This is a genomic window from Algibacter sp. R77976, assembly GCF_044594645.1.
Lineage (GTDB): Bacteria > Bacteroidota > Bacteroidia > Flavobacteriales > Flavobacteriaceae > Algibacter_B.
Window position 1 is genome coordinate 2,572,749 of record NZ_CP138989.1, and the last position, 21,076, is coordinate 2,593,824.

A 21,076-nucleotide genomic window follows, 5' to 3' on the forward strand; every position below is an offset into this window, starting at 1 on the left:
TTATAAAAAGTAATTCTAAAACAACTCATTTAAAACCTTAGCCAATCTAATTCCAGCAATTTGTAATTGACTTCTAACGGTTTTAAAATTATCGTAAGAATAACGATATCTCAAATTTTCGTCTGGTTTAGCCGAAGCATATACCTTTTTTGTTAATTGATATGTTTCGTTTACCCAATCAATTAAAGAACCTTCTTGAATGGACTTTACTTGTTTTTTACTTAAAACATCTGCATTTTCGGCGAGTTCATTGTAGCTCATATCAAAACTATCAATCATTTCCGAATCCCAAACTCTATGAAGATTAGAATCTTCGTAAAACCATTGTACTTTAAAATCGTTTCCGCCTTTATCTTCCTGCAACGCAACATGCATGGGTTGGTGCAAATCGCCAATTAAATGAATTAAAAGTTTTAAATAAAATGCTTTATCGTCATCTGAAGATGTATCATCACTTATAATTTTTTTGCAATATTCAATTCCAGTAACTAAATCGCCTTTTGGGTTTATTTTAGAATCTTCATAGTTTACATCATGAGGCATATTAATATAGTGCCAGGTATAAAACTCGTTATAACGCTTATCAGATTTTATTTCATCTGCAAATGTAGAAACAAAGGCAAGCGATTTTCTTTTCAATAGACGTTTTACTTCTCGTTTAGCTTTTCCGCATAAATAATCATCGGCTATTTTTCCAACAACACGATGCCCTGTTTGTCCCCAAAAATCAGCAGTAGCATGGCTCTTTACAGGAATAACAAATAGAATGGCTATAAAAAAAATGTATAATGATTTCATAAACTTAAATTTTAGCTAATTTAAGAATATCACTTATAAGAATCATATTTTTAAATGATAGTTAACAAATATTTAATGAATATTATATATAATCAACATGTAAGATTACGGCAATTAAGACAAGAATCCCATTTATTATTTTAAAAGTTGTTTTGAGTATAAAATGCGTAAGAATTAAGAACGTAAATATTAGCCAAATACATATATTTTAATTTTTTTTGTAAAAAGTGTGACCCTTTAAATAAGGGTGTGTCTTAAATATTATAACCATTTAATAGCGAAAGCTAATTTTGAAAACCCTTAACAACCATAACAAGCTATCTGATGAAGAGTTGGTAGAAGCAATTGTGAAAACAAATAACACGTTGCTTTTTGAAATCTTATATGATAAATATGCTGGATTAGTATATAATAAGTGTTATGGATTTGCTAAAGATAGTGATGAGGCAAAAGATTTAACACAAGATGTGTTTTTAAAACTCTTTGTTAAATTGGCAAGTTTCAAAGGTAAATCTAAATTTTCAACATGGTTATATTCATTTACTTATAATCATTGTGTAAATTATGTAACCAGAAGTACGGCAAAGAAATTTGAAAAGCAATCGGTAGATTATAAGGATATAGAAAATCTTTCAGAAGAAGAGGAAGAAGATAATAGTTTCCTATCTATGAAAGTTGAGAATTTAAAAATAGCTTTAGAACTTATTTCTCCGCAAGAGAAAATGATTTTACTCTTAAAGTACCAAGATAATCTCTCTATTAAGGAAATTGAGAGTGCTTTGGAAATTGGAGAAAGTGCAGTTAAAATGAGAATTAAACGCGCCAAAGATAAGCTAATAACAGTATATAACGACAATGTTAAATAATGGAGAATCCGTTTAAGCATATAGACCAACCACTTAAGGAAGTTCCAAGCGAGCTTAAGTCTAAAGTAATGAGTGATATTGCAATGGCAAAACTCATCATGGAGTTGGCAGTTCTATTTTCATATAATTTAGGTGATGTAATTGAAACCGTTGTGAAAAGTAGAAAAGATAAAAAATAAATTAATTACCAATATAACCCTAACAAATTATTAAATAATGGAAAAAGCAACACAATGGAAGGATATGGCCATGGAATCTTTAACAACCATGTGGCTTGAAATTTCAAAAATATTCCCAAACATTATAGGAACCATTTTAGTTTTATTAATAGGTTGGCTTCTAACAAAGCTAGTTGTTAAAATTATAAAGAAGGCGTTAAAACTGGCTAAAGCGAATAAGTTAGACTATGCTTTAAATGAAATTGAAATTGTTGAAGGAAAAAAACTAAATTTTGATACCATAAAAGTGGTATCCAGTTTTGTTAAGTGGATCATGTACATCATGTTATTAATAATGGCATCAGATATTATGAACTTAACAATGATTTCTGAGCAGATTAGTAATCTGTTAGGTTACTTACCACAGTTGTTTGCTGCATTAGTCATTTTTACTGTTGGATTAATCTTGGCTAATCTTATAAAGAAAGGATTAAAATCATTTTTTGAATCCATGGATTTATCTGGAGCAAAAATGATAAGTCAAGCAGTATTTTTTATCATTTTAATATTTGTTTCTATCACGGCATTAAATCAAGCAGGGATTGATACAGAAATTGTGACGAGCAATTTAACAATGATTTTGGCTGCTTTTTTATTAGCCTTTGCCTTAGCATTAGGTTTTGGGTCGCAAAAAGTTGTGGGTGATTTATTAAGAACATTTTATACTAGAAAAACCTATGAAATTGGTCAAAAAATAGAATTTAATAATACTAAAGGCACCATTGAATCTATTGATGGTATAACAGTAAGCATAAAAACTAAAGAAGGAAGATTAATAGTACCAATTAAAGATATTGTAGAGAGTCAAGTAAGTATACAGGATTAACTTTAAGTTAGGGTTAAAATTTGGTTGGTTACTTTTCTGTAAACCGAAAAACTCTCTACATTTTATAATCCCTTTTCATTTATATGAATAGGGATTATTTTTTACACGAATATTTTTCTTACACAAAAAACAACACTTAATCGGTTTTATATGTATTTAATAGTTTTTTGTGTTTTTTTTTAATTGAAAAGTACTTACCGTTTATCAATATCTATTATTGTACCAGTTAAAAACAATAACCCTATTTAGTTTTGAAAGACGAAGAATTAGTATCGAGAATAGTTAGTAATAACGACACAGAACTTTTTGGAATTCTATATGATAGATTTTCGAAAGTTGTATATAATAAATGTTATTCATTTGTAAATAATGAAGATGAAGCCAAAGATTTAACACAAGATGTTTTTTTGAAAATATTTGTAAAGCTTTCAACATTTCAAGGTAAATCAAAGTTTTCAACTTGGGTGTATTCATTTACTTATAATTACTGTGTAAATTATGTTTCAAGAAACCCTATTAAAAAATATGAAACACGATTTTTAGAATCGCATATGATTGAAAACTATTCTGAAGATGCTATATTTTTTAATGAAAATTCTACAGATTATAAAGAAGACGAAAAGTTGAAGCTTGCTTTAAATGAAATTTCAGCAGACGATAAATCAATTTTACTATTAAAATATCAAAATAATTTATCAATAAAAAATATAGAAGGCTTACTAGGTATTGGTAGTAGTGCTGTTAAAATGAGAATTAAAAGAGCCAGAGAGCGTTTAGCTGTATCATATGAAATGGCTTGTTAAAAAATAATCCCCAAATTAGTTTTTAGTAGTATTGTAGATAGTAAGTAAGTATATAAGAATGGCTTTAAGTTAGGGTTAATTTGGTTAGTTATTTTCCTGTAAACCGAAAACTCTCTACATGTATACCCCTTTTCTCCCGGTAATATATCGGCATTGAAAAGGGGTTTTTTTTAGAATTTTTCGAGAATTCTTAAAACATCTTTTTTATAACTCCTGCTTATAGTTAAAGCGGTATTATTAATTAAAATTTCTTCGTTTGTGAAAGAAGAAATATGTTTTAATGCTATGATGTAAGAACGATGAATTCTTAAAAATTTATTATTTGGTAGTTTGGCTTCGATGGCACTTATAGTCTCTCTTGTCACTATAGTTTCTTTAGCTAAATGTATTTTTATATAATCACTATAACTTTCAATATAGATAATAGAATCAAAATCAATTTTAATCATGCGTCTGTTAGCACGTACAAACATAAAATCGTTGTTGGCTGTTTCTGTATATTTAGTTTGTTTTGAATCTGCATGAATCTCAAAATATGTATTCATAGCTTTTAGCAATCTATCAAACGAAATTGGTTTTAATAAATAATCTACAGCTTTCAACTCAAAACCTTCAACAGCAAAATCGCGATAAGCGGTCGTGAAAATAACTTTAACATCTTTATTTATAGATTTTGCAAAAGATATACCTGAGATTTCTGGCATATTAATATCTAGGAAAACCAAGTCTATTTTATGGGTTCTTAAAACACTAAAAGCCTCAATAGCATTACTACAACTCGCAATAATTTTAATATGAGGTATTTTTGATAGGTGAGTCGCTATTACTTCTCTGGCAATAGATTCATCGTCAACAATAATGCATAATATGTCTTCGGTGTTTTCCATTAATTAAATGGTATTGAGTTTTAAATTTACCGCAAATAATTCATTTTTATTTTTAATATTTAGCGTGTATTGATCTTTATATAATAAATCTAATCGCTTTTTAATGTTTTCTAACCCAATACCTTTTTTAGAAAAAACCTTAGTGTTGTTTGTGTTCTCAATTTGAAAATACATGCTTTTGTTTTCGTAAAACAATTTAATGTTTATCATTAAAACCCCATTTTTTAAGTTGCCATGTTTAAAACTATTTTCTACAAAAGGTAAAAGGAGCATAGGTGCAATTTGGGTATCTGTTAAAATATTTTCTGTTTCAAAATTGATAATCAGCGTATCATTGAATCGTAATTTTTCTAAAGCGATATAATCATTAATATGATTTATTTCGTCATTAATAGAAACAAAAGGTTTGTCAACTTGATATAATAAATAATCCAATAAGTTTGAAAGCTTTAAAATCATTTCTGGTGTTTCATCCGCTTTTTTTAAAGCAAACCCATACATTGTATTTAAAGTATTAAATAAAAAGTGCGGATGTATCTGCATTTTTAAATAATTCAGTTCTTGTTCTTTTAGTTTTAGTTGAGTTTCTAATATTTTGGTCTCTAGTTTTTTGGTTTCTTCTGTATGTTTTAGGTTTAACTTTAAAAGTTTAAATGCACTAACCAAAACGACTACTAAATACACGCTAACGGCTACAAATAATAAGCTTTTACTAATGGGAGCCATGTTAGAATACTTAAAGTTTGATAGGTAAATAAGCCCGTAGAATACGGAAATAACAATTAAGTAAGTCGAAATTATTATCGCATACAAACTGTATAATCCAAATTGGAAATAGCGTTTAGTAATAAGATAATTAGGTATTATTTTATAAATAAAAACATAAGTAGTGGCAATTGTAATGGGCATTAAAAAAGAAGAGAATGACAGAATATAATTGAAATCACTACTATCTACACCAAAAAAGTAAGTGTAAAATAACAAGACACCGCACCAAAACATGATGTGGAGTAAAATCTGTCCTATTTTTTTTAAAATGAAACGTTTTGTAAACATGACCGAAAAACTATGTTACAATAATACTATAAATTTAGGCCTATTAAAGATTTTGTAGACGAATAACAGTTTTAACATTGGTTTTAACATGTTGTTATTTTAATTGCTAAATTCGTTATCTGTCGCATTTTACTTTTTGAAATAACTAAAGTTTATATGTTTGCTCTATGTATAATTAAAACCATTATTTATGAATTTGTTATTAGTTTTTGTTTTGAATGTTTTTGCAGATAGATTTAGAGAAGGAGGTACATTTTTTATGTCCTTAATTTTAATATGCCTTTTGTTAGCCTTATTTTTTGTTGTTATGGGATTTGTTAATCTCAAAAAGGATATAACTAAATCTAAAAAGATGACCAGCTTAGCCTCTGATGTTAGTGTTTTAGGCTTAGTAATTGGGTTTTTAGGCTCTATAATAGGCATGATTAGTGCATTTGATGCCATTGATGCTATGGGAGATATAAGTTCTGGTATGATGGCAGGTGGACTAAAAGTTTCTTTTTTAACCACCGTTTTTGGTGCTGTTACTTTTATTCTTCCAAGAATTGGTATAATAATTTTAAAGGCATTACAAAAAAGTTAAGATTTACAAGCGGTTCTTCATTAATCAAAAAAACCTTTTCATTTATGAAAAGGTTTTGAAGTTTTAAAATTAAAAAATTATTTCTTTTTATTCCGTCTATTATAATTCTTATCGCCTCGCGTTTTTGGCTTTTTGTACTTAGCTGCAATTTTAAATTTATAAGAACCTCCTAAGTTTTCTTTAGAGTTCTTTTCAGATTTTTCGTGAAAAGCAGGTCCCGGAGCATCTTCATCTCTGCGTTTGTGTGGGTTGTTTCGTTCTTTTATTTGCGGACGCTCTTCTTCAATAAGTTCATTAGAAATTTCAACAGTATCTGGAATTTCTAAAACAGGAACTGTCATTTTCATTAACAACTCAATGTTTTCAATGGCTTCTTGTTCTTTTTTTGTGGTAAAAACAAGAGCCTCACCCTCACGTTCAGCACGACCAGTTCTACCAATACGGTGCATATAGTTTTCTGGAAAATCGGGTGTATCAAAATTAATAACATGGGATACGTTATCAATATCTAAACCACGTGCCATCACATCGGTAGCAATTAAAATACGGTTTTCTCCACTTCTAAATTGTTCAATACTTCTTAGTCGGTAATTTTGTGTTTTGTTAGAGTGAATCACACAAAGTTCTTCTTTAAAGAATTCATCTAACTGATCAAACAAACGATCTGCCATACGTTTAAAAGCAACAAAAATTAAAACCTTGTTGTAATGTTCGGTATCGTTTAATAAATGAACCAATAAATTTACTTTAGTATAAAAGTTTGGTACATTATAGCGTTGCTGAGATATATTTTCAAGCGGCGTTCCTGAAACAGCTATAGAAACACGCTCAGGACTTTTAAAGAAATCATTAATAAGTAAATCGACATCTTGTGTCATGGTTGCCGAAAACATAATGTTTTGACGGCGTTGAGGCAGAATATCAAAAATATTAATTAGTTGGTGTCTAAAGCCTAAATCTAGCATGACATCAACTTCATCAATCACTAATTTTTGAATCGATTTTAATTGTAAAACACGTGTTAAAGCCAAATCATATAATCTACCTGGTGTAGCAACTAAAATATCAATGCCTTGAGCAATAGCCTGTTTCTGTGTATTTATATTTGTGCCACCATAAACACCTAAAACACGATTGTTTATGTATTTTGATAGTTTTTCAATTTCATCAACTACTTGTACAACCAATTCTCGTGTTGGTACTAAAACCAAAACTCTAGGGTTTTCTTGTTCAGAATACTTTAGGTTTTTAAGAATTGGCAACATATAAGCATAGGTTTTACCTGTACCTGTTTGCGCAATACCAACCACATCATTTCCAGAAGCTACCACATTAAAGGCTTGCTCTTGGATAGGCGTAGGGGTTGTAAAGCCTAAATCGTCTAAGGCGTTAAAAAGAGGTGTGTTTAAGTTTAAATCTTGAAAAGTCAAAATACTGCTATTTAGCTGGCAAAGTTAAGCTTATTATTCTGTTTAGACTAAGTGCTTGTTATGTATTTCTATAGTATAAACTGCTTCAAAGCTTTTATCTTGTTCTAAACTAATAATAGCTTCTTTCTCAATTAAGTTTTGATTGGTAGATTCATTATCAGCAATTCCCAACCAAGGCTCAATACAAACATAATCTCCAGTTGGTTTTGCCCAAATACCTAAATAATCAAAATCAGGGTAATTAACAGTTAAAATATCACCGTGATTGGCACTCTTTAATGTGACTTTTTTAGATTTTAAATCTTTAAAAATAAGCGCGTCTTTATTAAATAAATCATGCGTTAATGGTAGTTTAGTCGATTTATTAAAAACGGTTTCAGTATTTGAAGAAATAAGCCCGTTATCCATATTTATTAAATGGGTTTTAGAATTTTCAAGATGTTCAAATTCTAAAGCATAATCTTCATACTTTTCGTTTTCAAAAACTGGACATTTAAAAGCCGGATGCCCGCCAACCGAGAAATACATGGTTTTTTTATCTGTATTTTTAATGGTGTGCTTAACTTCTAAGGTATTTTCGGTTAAAGTGTAGGTGATATAAAATTCAAACTTAAAAGGATATATTTTTAGTAGTTCGTTATTTGAGACTAACTTAAAAGTTAAACTATTTTTAGATTGTTTTTCTAATATAATTTCTTCATTATGCCTAACAAAACCATGTTTAGGAAGCTTGTATTCTATATTTTCAAAAGAATAGATGTCATCTTTTAAAGCGCCAATAATAGGAAATAGGTTAGGCGCATAACTTCCCCAAACATCTGGGTTTGCATGCCACATAAATTCTGTGCCGTTTTTTACAGACGAAATACCACAGAGTTCTGCACCAGTATTTTTGACGGATATTTTAAGTTTATTGTTTTGCATTAAGTTCATGTTATTTCAAATTTAAAACAATGTACAAAAAACTCAGATTTTTAAGTATTCTAAGTAACTTTGCTTTTTAATATTTTTTTTTGAGGACAAAACACATTCATACTTTCGATAATATCGAAATTTTTAAAAGCCAATTACTTAATTGGGCGCAACAATACGATGATGTTGTTTGGTTAGATTCCAATAGTTATAGTCAGATGTATTCTAGTTATGATGCTGTTTTGGCTGTAGATGCGTTTACGTGTATTCAAACGGATTATTTTCAAGGTTTTGAAAAACTAAAAGAATATTACTCGACTACAAAAGATTGGATTTTCGGGTATTTAACTTATGATTTAAAGAATGATGTTGAAAACTTAAAATCTGATAATCATGATGCTTTAGGCTTTCCAGATTTATACTTTTTTCAGCCCAAAAAAATATTTTTATTAAAGGGCAATCAAGTTGAAATTCAATATTTGAATTGTGTTGATGATGAATTAGATACCGATTTAAATGCCATTAAAATTACGCAAGATTCAGAGCGCGATGCTTTATGTAGCGATATTAAAATAAAACTTCAAATTCATAAAGACGAGTATTTCGAGAAAGTGAATATGATGCTCGAACATATACATCGTGGTGATATTTACGAGGCTAATTTTTGTCAAGAGTTTTTTGCAGAAAACACCTGTATAAACCCTTTAGAAACATACAAAAAACTTAATGCTATATCGCAACCGCCTTTTGCTTCTTTTTTAAAGTTGCAAGATAAGTATGTGTTATGTGCATCTCCAGAGCGTTATATTAAAAAAGAAGAAGATTCAATTATTTCTCAACCTATAAAAGGTACGTCTAAGCGTTCGGTAAATGAAGAAGAAGATAATGCCTTAAAAACCAATTTGGTAAACGATGAAAAGGAGCGTAGCGAAAACATCATGATTGTTGATTTAGTGCGTAACGATTTGTCTAAAACAGCATTAAAAGGGAGTGTGAAAGTAGAAGAATTATGCAAGGTTTATACGTTTGATCAAGTACATCAAATGATATCTACAGTAACTTCAAAAGTTGATTTAATTACACATCCTGTAGACATTATTAAAAGTACATTCCCTATGGGAAGTATGACAGGAGCACCTAAAATTTCGGCAATGAAAATTATTGAAACCTTAGAAGAAACCAAGCGTGGTATTTACTCTGGCTCCATTGGATATTTTTCTCCAAACGGCGATTTCGATTTTAATGTTGTTATAAGAAGTATTTTATACAATGCAACAAAACAATACATTTCGTATTCTGTTGGTGGTGCTATTACGGCTAAAAGCAAACCACTAAAAGAATACGAAGAATGTTTGGTCAAAGCAAAAGCAATGCGAGAAGTTTTAGAGAATTAGATTAAGTGCTCTTTAAAATCTTCAATAGCTAGCTTTAAAACGCGTTCTACACGTTTGGCTTCAATCGTTTTTATAATTGCTATTTCATCAAAAGTTAATTTCCCGAATACAAATAAATCTACAATATCTGATACTTTTAAAGGTAGCCATGTGTAGAATTTGCCCAATAAATGTTTGTTTCGTTGCAATGAAATATCAGAAATATCAAAGGCATTTTTAATCGACACATTATTGTCATCATACAAAAACACCTCTTTTTCATCCAAATTTTGGTGATAAGATATATCACTTAATTCTTCATTCATTATAAAATCGAAACCTTCATCAGCTGTAAATTTTTCTTCCAGACCATCAAGTTCTTGTTCTAAAATAGTATGAGTACTCATGGTATTTTGATGAAAAGCTTCAGTTTTAAAAAGGGCATCTAAATCTTCATCTACAATTTTAAAAAGTTTTAGTTTTATGCTAGATTTATCAGCATCAATATTATAACCAGCTTCATAAAATTTCGCAATCCCTTCATCTATAATATCATGAGATTTATACATGTTTTTAGGAATAATCTTTGTAGATTCTGCAATGTATAAACGGTGTTTTACATAAGCTTGTAAATGTTGAGTAACTCCAACAACTTTATTATTAAATTCTTTTTGAGCGGTCTTATCGTTTAATTTATCTATCGTACACATAATTCAAAGTATTAAATTAGTTCTTTAAAATTACGAAACTTATAACGTTAGCATATGATTTTTGTCATTTTAAAATTAGTTAAAGATGATTATATCATTGTATCTTTGATTTATGTTTAATGGGTTTGAAAATCACATAAATTCTAATTTAGAGTTTCTACGACATGCTAAAATTTTAATAGCCATTTCTGGCGGAATTGATAGCGTTGTATTAACACACTTGTGCTATAAATTAAAACTCGATATGTCTTTAGCACATTGCAATTTCAATTTGCGAGGTAATGAAAGTGATACTGATGAAGCATTTGTTTTAGAATTAGCTGAAAACCTAGGTTTAGAAGTTTTTATAGAAAGTTTCGATACTGAAACTTATGCGAAAGATAACAAGTGTTCTATACAAATGGCAGCACGAGAATTGCGATACCATTGGTTTGATGAACTGTCTGAACAATTACAATTCGATTATATTTTAACGGCACATCATGCCGATGATAATTTAGAAACCTTTCTAATCAATTTTACTAGAGGAACAGGTATAGACGGTTTAACCGGAATCCCAGAAATTAACGAAAAATTTGTGCGCCCTTTGTTACCGTTTTCAAGTGAAGACATTGCAACTTATGCAGAGACTAATAAAATTACATGGCGAGACGATAGTAGTAATAAATCTGTAAAATATTTACGGAATAAATTACGACATCAAGTTATACCCATTTTAAAGGAAATTAACCCAAGCTTATTACAGAGTTTTCAATCTACTTTAAATAATTTGAATGATACGGCAGATATTGTTGAAGAAAGTACAAACGCTGTTTTAAAAAGAGCTATTGAAACTATAGACGACAATCATATTACATTTAAAATTTCAGAATTTAAAAAGGTAAATAATCCAAAAGCCTACCTATTTGAGGTTTTTAAAGATTATGGCTTTACAGAATGGAATGATATTGTAGATTTATTAGATGCTGAAACTGGAAAACAAGTCTTTTCATCAACACACCGTTTAATTAAAAATAGAGCACATTTACTGTTATCTGAAATAAATTTAGATCTAAGTGAAACAATTTCTGTTTTAGAAGATGAAACTGAAATAAAAACACCATTTGGAGTTTTATTTTTTGATGAAGCCGATGCCATTTTTGGAAAACGAACTAATGTTATTTTTGTTGATAAGCACCAATTAAAATTCCCGTTAACTATTAGAAAATATAAAGAAGGTGATGTGTTTTATCCCTTAGGAATGAAAGGTAAAAAGAAAGTTAGTAAATACTTTAAAGACGAAAAACTATCATTATTAGATAAAGAAAACACCTGGTTATTATATTCTGGAAATGATATTGTTTGGGTAATAAACAGAAGAGCAGATAATCGTTTTAGAGTTACCGAAAACACCAAACAAATTTTAAAAATTGAATTAAAATAATTTGAAATTACAAGGACAAATAGTAGACATACAAAACAAACGTATTTATAAAGGTGAAATCACTTTTGTGAATGGCAAAATTTTATCTATTCAAGAGAAGAATCATAACATAACTAATTATATACTACCTGGTTTTATTGATTCACACATTCATATTGAAAGCTCTATGCTGGTTCCAAGTGAATTTGCAAGATTAGCTGTAAACCATGGTACCGTCGCAACCGTTTCAGACCCGCACGAAATAGCAAATGTACTGGGTGTTGAAGGTGTAGAGTTTATGATTAATAATGGCAAGAAAGTGCCTTTTAAATTCAATTTTGGAGCTCCATCTTGTGTGCCTGCAACAAATTTTGAATCTGCTGGTGCTGTTATAGATTCTAACGCTATTAAATTACTTTTAGAAAATCCAGACATTAAGTATTTAGCAGAAATGATGAATTACCCGGGCGTACTTTTTAATGACGACGAAGTCATGAAAAAAATAGCTTGGGCAAAATACTTTAATAAACCTGTTGATGGTCATGCGCCTGGTTTAAGAGGTAAAGATGTTTTGAAATATATTAGAGCTGGAATTTCTACAGATCATGAATGTTTTACTTATGATGAAGCTTTAGAGAAACTTCAAAATGGTATGAAAATATTAATTAGAGAGGGTAGTGCTGCTAAAAATTTTGAGGCTCTAATAGATTTATTACCAGAACATTTTGAAAATATGATGTTTTGTAGTGATGATAAACATCCAGACGATTTAATTGTAGGTCATATAAACGAATTATGTGCAAGAGCCGTTGCAAAGGGAATAGATGTTTTTAAAGTATTAAAAGCAGCTTGTGTTAATCCTGTAAAACATTATAATTTGGATGTTGGTTTATTGCAAAAAGGAGATGCTGCAGATTGTATTGTGGTAGAAGATTTAAAAACCTTTAAAACGCTTCAAACGTATATAAATGGTGAGCTTGTTTTCGATAAAGGCATATCTTTAATAGAGCAAATACCTTTTCAAAATTTAAATAATTTTAATTGTAATAAAAAAGAAGTTTCAGATTTTAGAATAGAATCTTCGGCAAAAAAAATAAGAGTTATTGAAGCTTTAGAAGGCCAGTTAGTTACTAACGAATTGGTTGATAATGCAAAAATTGAAAATGGGAACTTAGTTTCAAACATTGAAAAAGATATTTTAAAAATGACGGTTGTAAATCGTTATGAAAATAAAAAACCAGCCTTAGCTTTTATTAAGAATTTTGGTTTAAAAGAAGGCGCTATTGCATCTTCGGTTGGTCATGATTCACATAATATAGTTGCTGTTGGAGTTTCAGACGAGGCGATTTGTAAAGCTGTAAATCTTATAATAGAAAATAAAGGTGGTATTTGTGCCGTTTCAAATTCCAAAGAACAAATTGTTTCGCTTCCAGTAGCAGGAATTATGAGTGATAAAGATGGTGAAACTATTGGGAATCAATACGCAGCACTAGATAAAATGGCTAAAGCTTTAGGAAGTAAACTTCATGCGCCTTATATGACGTTATCGTTTATGGCGTTATTGGTTATTCCATCACTTAAATTAAGCGATAAAGGCTTATTTAACGGAACAGATTTTAAGTTTACACCTTTAGAAGTCAATTAGTTTATGCCAATATTAGAACCAACTTATAAACCACCTTTTTATTTTAGAAACGGATTTGTTTCTACGGTGTACTCTGGTTTAATTAGGCGGGTGTCTATTAAGCAAGAACGAGAACGCATCACTTTAAAAGATGGTGATTTTTTAGACTTAGACTGGAGTTTTTCTAAAGAAAAAACAGATAAACTCATTATTTTATTACATGGCCTCGAAGGAAACGGACAACGACCATATATGACTGGAACTGCAAAACTATTTAATAAAAATGGTATTGATGCGGTAAGTGTAAATTTTAGAGGTTGTAGTGGTGAAGATAACTTAAACTATTATAGTTATCATTCTGGAGCTACTGAAGATTTAGAAGCTGTAATTGAACATGCCATTTCTGTAAAAAAATATTCTAAAATCTACTTAAAAGGGATAAGTCTTGGTGCAAATATTATTCTCAAATATTTAGGAGAACGAAATAATGTTCCTTCTCAAGTAAATGCTGCTATAGCAGTTTCTGTGCCATGTTATTTAACAGGTTCTGCAAAGGCATTACATACCCCTAAAAACAAACTATATCACGATAGGTTTTTAAAGCATTTAGTTGATAAACTCAAAGTAAAGCAAAATAGATTTCCAGAATTATTAACTGATGATGCGTTAGATTCAATTAAAACATTAACCGATTTTGATAATGTGTATACGGCAAAAGCCCATGGCTTTGAAGATGCGCTAGATTACTATGTAAGGTGTAGTAGTTTACAATTTCTTCCTAATATAAAAACACCGTCATTAATAATTAATGCATTAAACGATTCTTTTTTATCACCAGAATGTTATCCAGTTAAAGAAGCTAAAAGCAATTCAAATTTGTATTTAGAAATGCCTGATTACGGTGGGCATGCCGGTTTTATTGATAAAAAAAATGTCTATTATAATGAAAAAAGAGCTTTAGAGTTTACTAAAAGCATAGATCTAAAATAATTTATGGTTCCAATTATAATTGTTTTTCTTGCACTTATATTCTTTGGTATATATCAATACAAGAAAAGTAAACCTAAGCGCATAAAAAATATTCCAGATTCATGGCATAACTTATTATTTGAGCATGTTTTGTTTTATAAAAAGCTTTCAAGCAAAGAAGAACAATTGCTCTTTAGAGAAAAAATGCGTGATTTTTTATCTGAAACGCATGTAGAAGCTGTTAACTTTAAGTTAGATGAATTAGATACTATTTTAGTTGCAGCAAGTGCTGTGATACCCGTTTTTTGTTTTGATAATTGGCAATATTCTAATTTATCAACCGTACTTATTTATCCAGATAATTTTAATAAAGATTATGAGTACGCTGGCGATAATAGAAATATTGCAGGTTTAGTTGGTACAGGCCGATTTAAAAACCAAATGATATTATCTAAAAAAGCACTTCGTCTTGGTTTTAATAATAAAACAGATAAAGGAAATACAGCAATTCACGAGTTTGTTCATCTTATAGATAAAATGGATGGCGATATAGATGGTATTCCTAAGTTATTGCTATCTCATACTTATGCCATACCATGGCTAAGGCTTATGCACGATAAAATGGAAGCTATAAATAATAATACCTCAGATATTAGAAATTATGGAGGAACAAATCAAGAGGAATTTTTTGCTGTAGCTTCAGAGTATTTTTTTGAGCGGCCAAAATTGTTTAAACGAAAACACCCGGAGTTATATAAAATGATGAATGATTGTTTTTGCAAGGTTAAAGCATAAAAACAATAGTGTTTGCAGTATAAAATTTAATTTTATAATTAAGAAGCGCTAGGCACGGATTACTCAAAAATAGCTTTATTATTAAAAAAAGCAAATTATTCAGAATATAGAATCCTTAGTTAAGGAACTTCAAAAAACACAAATTACCATTCATCTACACTAAATAAGCCATCAATCTATGGATTGAATTGTTACAAAGAAAATTTTAATTTAAAGCGTATTAGTGATGCATCTTTGTACCAGAATAAAAAAATAATATATAAAATCCCTTAAAAATGTGGCTTAAAATTAAAATTGGTGAAATGCGTTTTAACTTATCTATTGGAGTTAAAATACAAAAAAAAGAAAAAGCATTAAACACTAAAAGCATTGATATTGAAAGTCAATCAAATAATGATATAAGTTTGGTTCTAAATAAAAACTTATTGCATTTAAATTTTATTGAAAAGTTAGAAATGAATTATAGTAAAGATCAACTAAAATCTTTGCCGTATTTGCAAGAGCTAACAAACATAAAACTAGAAGCTCAAAAAAACACATTAGCACTTTTTAACAAAAAACAAGTAGCTTAAATTACTTAAAAAACCATTCGTCTACACTTAAACGTCATTCGTCGACACTAAATACAAGTCTAACGAACTAGAATTTAATCTTTACTTTATTACTTTAATTTTGTTAACAACAAAGACTTAACTAATAAAATAAGTAAAAAAATGAAAGCTTTAAATATCTTATTAATAGAAGATGACATGATAGAGGTAATGAAATTTAACAGAACAATTTCATCACTACAACTAAATCATAAAATTACCGAGGCTAATAATGGTGAAGAAGCTTTAAAGCTTTTAGAAAAAAAAGATGATTTACCTGACATAATTTTATTAGATTTGAACATGCCAAAAATTAGTGGCATCGAATTTTTGAATATTTTGAAAAATGATGATATTTTAAAGTATATCCCAACAATAATTTTAACAACGTCTAGTAATCAAAAAGATTTATTGGAATGTTATAAAATTGGTATTGCCGGATATGTTTTAAAGCCCTTAAAGTATGAAGATTACACTTCTAAAATTGAAAAGGTATTAGCATATTGGAGTATTAATGAATTAAAGCAGATATAATGAAAGGAATTGTTTTTACAGAGTTTTTAGAACTTGTTGAAGATAAGTTTGGTTTAGAAATGGTTGATAACATTATCAACTCATCTAGTTTGGAGTCGGGAGGAATATATACGGCAGTAGGTACTTATAGTTTTTCTGAAATGCTTCAATTACTCCAACATTTAAGCGCAAATACAGGAATTTCAATTGATGATTTATTATTAGTTTATGCAGAACATTTTTTTAGTGTTATAGAGCGCAGCTATCCTGGTCTTTTAGCAACTTATAAAGACCCTATAGAAATGATATCGTCTATAGAAAACCATATCCATGTTGAAGTAAGAAAAATTTATCCAGATGCTGAGTTACCAACATTTGAAGTTGTAGATAAGACTGTTGACTCCTTAGTTTTAATTTACAAATCTAGTAGAGCCATGCATCATTTTGGTTTGGGGTTAATGAATAAAACATTCGAGCATTTTGATTCTACCGCAAGCATAGTTTTAGAAAAATTAAAAGAAGACGGAACTGAAGTTAAGTTTCTTATTAATAAGAATTAATGAGTCAAGAAAAAGTTGACATCCTACAACGGGCACTTGCTCGCGAAAAAGCAGCCAGAAAACAGGCTGAAAAAATTCTTGAAAGTAAAGCAGCCGAATTATATGAAGCTAAGCAAAAGTTAGAAAAATCATATACAGAGCTAGAACACTTATTAAGCAAAACAGATTCACAATTACAAGGTGTTTTTGAGAATATAGTAGATGCATATGTTATTATGGATCTATTTGGAAACATTTTAAAAGTTAATGATCCAGCCGTAATTTTATTAGGATTTGAAGAAGCCAAACAAGATTATAATCTTCTTGAAATGGTAAAGCCAAATGAAATGGAACGGGTTGCAGAATCATTTCAATTACTTCTAGAAAAGGGAGCAATAACCGATTTTCATGTCACTATAATTACGAATAAAAGAGAAGAAAAGCTCGTTCATATTAATGCCAGTATTATTTATGATAATGGCGCTCCTGTCGCTGCTCAAGGTATTGTTAGAGATATTACTAAGGCTAAAGAAGAAGAAACGAAGTTAATTGAATCTGAAAGCAGATTAGCTACACTTATATTAAATTTAGATAGTGGTATTATTTTAGAAGACGAAAATGGAAAAATAGTACTTACTAATAAAAAGTTTTGTGATTTATTTAAAATTAAAGCAGAACCAACAGATTTAATAGGTTTAGATTGTAAATCAGCATCAGAGCAAAATAAAGTATTGTTTAAAAATCCTGAAGGTTTTTTACAACGAATGCAGGACATAAACAAAGAAAATAAAGTCGTTATTGGTGACGAATTGGAAATGATTGATGGCAAAACGCTTGAGCGTAACTACCTACCAATAATTACTAATAATAAATTAAAAGGGTATTTATGGTCGTTTACAGATGTCACCCTTAAAAAGAACTATAATAAAAGCCTAGAATCAGAAAAGCTAAAATATTACAACATAATTTCTAATATGGATTTAGGCCTAGTTGAAGTCGATCTTGAAGATAGAATTCTAATGGTAAACCAGTGTATGGTTAATATGACGGGCTATTCTGAGGAAGAACTTTTAGGTATTAAGGGGTTCGATGTTTTACCTATTGAAGAAGACAGTAATTTATTAAAACAAAAAATTAAAGAAAGAAGAAGCGGGAAAACTGAATCTTACGAATTAAGAATTAAAAATAAAAAAGGCGAATTAAGATATTGGCTTGTAAGTGGCGCACCAAATTATGATATAGATGGTAAAGTAATAGGCTCCATCGGTATAAATTTTGATATTACAGAAATTAAAAACCTGCAATTACAAAAAGAAAGTTTGCTTAAAAAATTAGAAAAAAGTAATGATGAATTACATGAGTATGCACACATTGTATCTCACGATTTAAAATCGCCATTAAGAAGTATAAATGCCTTAATAACTTGGATTAAAGAGGATAATACAGGTAAGTTAGATGACTTAAGTATGCAAAATTTAGCGCTTGTTGATACCACTCTAGAAAAAATGGAACAGCTAATAACAGATGTTTTAAATTATTCTAGTGTTGGTACAGATGAAAATGAAAAAGTTGATGTTAACCTTGATGAAGTTATTAATGATTTAATTAAGATTTTGTATAAACCAGATCATGTAACGGTAGAGATATTAAATAAGCTACCAACATTAAAGGGCGATAAAACTAAGCTTCAACAAGTATTTCAAAATCTTATAAGTAACGCTATTAAATTTATTGATAAAGACAAAGGATTTGTTAAAATTAAGGTTGAAGATGCGCAAACACATTATAGGTTTTCTATAGCAGATAATGGTATGGGAATAGAGAAAAAATATCATAATAAAATTTTTAAAATATTTCATGCTTTAAATAAGAGCAAAGATTCTACAGGTATTGGATTATCTATTGTTAAAAAAATAGTCGATTTACATGAAGGGGAAATTTGGTTAGAGAGTGAACCACAGAAAGGAACTACATTCTTTTTTACATTAAAAAAATAGTATATGAAAACAGTACAGTTAGTAAAACATAAAAATAAAAATTGGGAGTACGTAATAGAAAAACAACCATTAATTGAACCTTTGGTTTTAGTTTTTGGTAATAGGTTTATGCTAGAAGAGGATGGTATATATGAGGAAATTAAACAATTATTTCCAGAAGGGCACATTGTATTTGGTTCTGCTTGTGCAGAAATTTCATCAAATACTGTAAACGAAGAAAGTGTTACAATAACTGCTATAGAATTTGAAAAAAGTAACTTTTTAATAAAAACCAGTAATGTTTTAAATGCAGATTTAGATAGTTTTAAAACAGGTAACGAACTTATAAAGCAATTTCCGCAAGAAGGTTTAAAATATGTATTTGTAGTTTCAGAAGGTAGTTTTATAAATGGTAGCCAACTTACAAAGGGTATGAGTAGTTCTACAGTAGATAATTTGGTTATTACTGGTGGATTATGTGGTGATGATGCCCGTTTTGAAAAAACATTAGCAGCTTATAACGAAAACCCTAAAGAAGGAGAATTAGTTGCAGTTGGATTTTATGGTGATTCTTTAGAAATATCGTTTTCTATTCATGGCGGTTGGACGCCATTTGGACCAGAACGTATAGTAACTAAATCTGAAGGTAATATTTTATACGAGTTAGATGGCCTACCAGCTTTAGATTTATATAAAAATTATTTAGGAGATAAAGCTAAAGATTTACCAGGGTCGGCTTTATTATACCCTTTAAACGTAACCTCTTCAGACGAAGAGCAATCTATTGTTAGGTCTATTTTAAATATTAATGAAGAAGAAAATGCTGTAATTTTAGCAGGAGATATTAAGGAAAACTCTAAAGTACAGCTCATGATGACTAATGTAGATAATATTGCAAATGCATCAGAACGTGCGGCAAAACAAGCATTAGAATATAGAAAAAATAAACCCGAATTGGCACTATTAGTAAGTTGCATTGGTAGAAAATTAGTGTTAGACCAACGTGTAGAGGAGGAGATTGAAGAAGTTATTGAAGTCATAGGAAAAGACTCTGTTATTAGTGGTTTTTATTCATATGGTGAGATTGCACCTTTTCATGGCGAAGTAGCTTGTCAATTACATAACCAAACCATGACTATAACGCTAATTAGTGAATAATGAATTCATTACTAAAACGACAAATTCGTAAATTTTTAAGTGAAGATTTAAAAAATAATGCAGAATTAACAGCGTTTTTTAATGCTATAAATTTATCCTATAATAATTTCGACGAACAATCTGTTATGATTCAAAGAGCCATGTCTATTAGCTCGGAAGAATTATATACAGCAAACCGAAAATTACAAAAGGAAGCCGAAGAGCAAAAAGAAGTTATAAAAAAATTAAAAAGTGTAATTGATACCCTGAAATTTTATAATTTAAAAGAAGAAGATAACATAGAAAATGTTGAGCTTACCGGTTCTAATTTAGTCGATTTTATTGATAATCAAACCAAAGAAATTGTTCAAATGAACAAGCAAAAACAAGATATGCTAAATGAGTTGGCACATCAAAATCAAGAACTTAGCGATTATGCGCATATGGTATCTCACGATTTAAAATCCCCTTTGCGAAGTATAGATACTTTAACAGCTTGGTTAAAAGAAGACTATGAAGAATCTTTTGATGAGAATGGCAAAAACACCTTAAAGTTAATTAGAAATAATGTTGAAAAAATGGATACTTTAATTAATGGTATTTTAGAGTATTCAACTATAGGAAAAGATCAAATTGAGGTTTACGATGTCGATTTAAATTTAGTCTTAGATAGTATCTTAAATATTATTGAAATCCCTAAGCATATAAGTATCACAAAAAGTAATTTACCAACTATAAAAGGAGACAAATACAGGTTACAGCAACTGTTTCAAAACTTAATTTCTAATGCTATAAAATATAATGATAAAGATCAAGGCACTATTGAAATTGGTGTTGAAAATCAAAAAAAATATTGGCAGTTTTATATAAAGGATAATGGAAAAGGTATTGAAGAAGCTTATTTCGATAAAATTTTTAAAACCTTCGAAAAGTTAGAAAATACTCCAGAATCTTCAGGTATTGGGTTGTCTATTGTAAAGAAAATTGTTGAATTATATGGCGGGAAAATTTGGGTAGAATCTAAATTACATGAAGGTTCAACCTTTTATTTCACTATAAAAAAATAATC

The 21,076-nt window shown here is 29.4% G+C and carries 22 protein-coding genes; 16 read left to right on the forward strand and 6 right to left on the reverse strand.

The window, feature by feature from the left end:
* Positions 1-15: 15 nt before the first annotated feature.
* Positions 16-798, reverse strand: coding sequence for a S1/P1 nuclease (locus tag SJY43_RS11040; RefSeq protein WP_396600797.1), 783 nt, complete (start codon positions 796-798; stop codon positions 16-18).
* A gap of 290 nt (positions 799-1,088) precedes the next feature.
* On the opposite strand from SJY43_RS11040, the gene SJY43_RS11045 reads away from it, so the two are divergent.
* The 4 genes from SJY43_RS11045 to SJY43_RS11060 all read left to right on the forward strand — a co-directional run bounded on the left by SJY43_RS11045 (position 1,089) and on the right by SJY43_RS11060 (position 3,511).
* Entirely contained in the window at positions 1,089-1,664 is a 576-nt protein-coding gene (locus SJY43_RS11045) for an RNA polymerase sigma factor (protein ID WP_396600798.1), read from the forward strand.
* Positions 1,664-1,843, forward strand: a complete 180-nt coding sequence (locus tag SJY43_RS11050; RefSeq protein ID WP_396600799.1) for a hypothetical protein — start codon at positions 1,664-1,666, stop codon at positions 1,841-1,843. The genes SJY43_RS11045 and SJY43_RS11050 overlap by 1 nt, the downstream gene beginning before the upstream one ends.
* 37 nt (positions 1,844-1,880) lie before the next feature.
* The gene (locus tag SJY43_RS11055; RefSeq protein ID WP_396600800.1) at positions 1,881-2,708 is read left to right on the forward strand and encodes a mechanosensitive ion channel family protein; all 828 of its coding nucleotides are present in this window, start codon (positions 1,881-1,883) and stop codon (positions 2,706-2,708) included.
* 251 nt (positions 2,709-2,959) lie between these two features.
* On the forward strand, positions 2,960-3,511 hold the full coding sequence (locus tag SJY43_RS11060) for an RNA polymerase sigma factor (protein ID WP_396600801.1): 552 nt from the start codon (positions 2,960-2,962) through the stop codon (positions 3,509-3,511).
* 170 nt (positions 3,512-3,681) lie between these two features.
* Here SJY43_RS11060 and SJY43_RS11065 read toward each other — a convergent pair whose 3' ends face one another.
* Both SJY43_RS11065 and SJY43_RS11070 read right to left on the reverse strand, forming a co-directional pair.
* Positions 3,682-4,398 (reverse strand): LytR/AlgR family response regulator transcription factor, encoded by a 717-nt coding sequence (locus SJY43_RS11065; RefSeq protein WP_396600802.1) that lies wholly within the window; start codon positions 4,396-4,398, stop codon positions 3,682-3,684.
* A gap of 3 nt (positions 4,399-4,401) precedes the next feature.
* Positions 4,402-5,454 carry a sensor histidine kinase gene (locus SJY43_RS11070; protein ID WP_396600803.1) on the reverse strand — a complete coding sequence of 351 codons (1,053 nt, stop codon included), beginning with the start codon at positions 5,452-5,454 and terminating at the stop codon, positions 4,402-4,404.
* Positions 5,455-5,644: 190 nt separating this feature from the next.
* Here SJY43_RS11070 and SJY43_RS11075 point away from each other — a divergent pair, with 190 nt between their 5' ends.
* Positions 5,645-6,037, forward strand: coding sequence for a MotA/TolQ/ExbB proton channel family protein (locus SJY43_RS11075; RefSeq protein WP_396600804.1), 393 nt, complete (start codon positions 5,645-5,647; stop codon positions 6,035-6,037).
* Positions 6,038-6,114: 77 nt separating this feature from the next.
* Here the strand turns inward: SJY43_RS11075 and SJY43_RS11080 are convergent, their stop codons facing one another.
* Positions 6,115-7,467 (reverse strand): DEAD/DEAH box helicase, encoded by a 1,353-nt coding sequence (locus SJY43_RS11080; protein WP_396600805.1) that lies wholly within the window; start codon positions 7,465-7,467, stop codon positions 6,115-6,117.
* Between the two features lie 42 nt (positions 7,468-7,509).
* Positions 7,510-8,400: an aldose 1-epimerase family protein gene (locus tag SJY43_RS11085; RefSeq protein WP_396600806.1), complete on the reverse strand. Its 891-nt coding sequence runs from the start codon at positions 8,398-8,400 to the stop codon at positions 7,510-7,512.
* An 80-nt stretch (positions 8,401-8,480) separates the two neighbouring features.
* Between SJY43_RS11085 and pabB the strand changes: the two genes are divergently transcribed.
* Positions 8,481-9,773, forward strand: a complete 1,293-nt coding sequence (pabB, locus tag SJY43_RS11090) for an aminodeoxychorismate synthase component I (RefSeq protein WP_396600807.1) — start codon at positions 8,481-8,483, stop codon at positions 9,771-9,773.
* On the opposite strand, the gene SJY43_RS11095 is transcribed toward pabB, so the two are convergent.
* Complete coding sequence (locus SJY43_RS11095; protein ID WP_396600808.1) at positions 9,770-10,462, reverse strand: hypothetical protein; 693 nt, start codon at positions 10,460-10,462, stop codon at positions 9,770-9,772. The genes pabB and SJY43_RS11095 overlap by 4 nt on opposite strands.
* 112 nt (positions 10,463-10,574) lie before the next feature.
* Between SJY43_RS11095 and tilS the strand changes: the two genes are divergently transcribed.
* The 10 genes from tilS (at position 10,575) to SJY43_RS11145 (ending at position 21,074) form a co-directional block, all read left to right on the forward strand.
* A complete protein-coding gene (gene tilS, locus SJY43_RS11100; protein WP_396600809.1) occupies positions 10,575-11,885 on the forward strand; it encodes a tRNA lysidine(34) synthetase TilS in 1,311 nt (436 codons plus the stop codon).
* A 1-nt stretch (position 11,886) separates the two neighbouring features.
* The gene (gene ade / locus SJY43_RS11105) at positions 11,887-13,509 is read left to right on the forward strand and encodes an adenine deaminase (protein ID WP_396600810.1); all 1,623 of its coding nucleotides are present in this window, start codon (positions 11,887-11,889) and stop codon (positions 13,507-13,509) included.
* Positions 13,510-13,512: 3 nt separating this feature from the next.
* Complete coding sequence (locus tag SJY43_RS11110) at positions 13,513-14,478, forward strand: YheT family hydrolase (protein ID WP_396600811.1); 966 nt, start codon at positions 13,513-13,515, stop codon at positions 14,476-14,478.
* A gap of 3 nt (positions 14,479-14,481) precedes the next feature.
* Positions 14,482-15,252: a zinc-dependent peptidase gene (locus tag SJY43_RS11115; RefSeq protein WP_396600812.1), complete on the forward strand. Its 771-nt coding sequence runs from the start codon at positions 14,482-14,484 to the stop codon at positions 15,250-15,252.
* Between the two features lie 275 nt (positions 15,253-15,527).
* Positions 15,528-15,824: a hypothetical protein gene (locus SJY43_RS11120; RefSeq protein WP_396600813.1), complete on the forward strand. Its 297-nt coding sequence runs from the start codon at positions 15,528-15,530 to the stop codon at positions 15,822-15,824.
* A 141-nt stretch (positions 15,825-15,965) separates the two neighbouring features.
* Positions 15,966-16,376 (forward strand): response regulator, encoded by a 411-nt coding sequence (locus SJY43_RS11125; protein WP_396600814.1) that lies wholly within the window; start codon positions 15,966-15,968, stop codon positions 16,374-16,376.
* Positions 16,376-16,915, forward strand: coding sequence for a heme NO-binding domain-containing protein (locus SJY43_RS11130; RefSeq protein ID WP_396600815.1), 540 nt, complete (start codon positions 16,376-16,378; stop codon positions 16,913-16,915). Before SJY43_RS11125 ends, SJY43_RS11130 begins: the two co-directional genes overlap by 1 nt.
* Entirely contained in the window at positions 16,915-18,891 is a 1,977-nt protein-coding gene (locus SJY43_RS11135; RefSeq protein ID WP_396600816.1) for a PAS domain S-box protein, read from the forward strand. The genes SJY43_RS11130 and SJY43_RS11135 overlap by 1 nt, the downstream gene beginning before the upstream one ends.
* A gap of 3 nt (positions 18,892-18,894) precedes the next feature.
* On the forward strand, positions 18,895-20,028 hold the full coding sequence (locus SJY43_RS11140; protein WP_396600817.1) for an FIST signal transduction protein: 1,134 nt from the start codon (positions 18,895-18,897) through the stop codon (positions 20,026-20,028).
* Positions 20,028-21,074 (forward strand): ATP-binding protein, encoded by a 1,047-nt coding sequence (locus tag SJY43_RS11145; protein WP_396600818.1) that lies wholly within the window; start codon positions 20,028-20,030, stop codon positions 21,072-21,074. Before SJY43_RS11140 ends, SJY43_RS11145 begins: the two co-directional genes overlap by 1 nt.
* Positions 21,075-21,076: the final 2 nt, after the last annotated feature.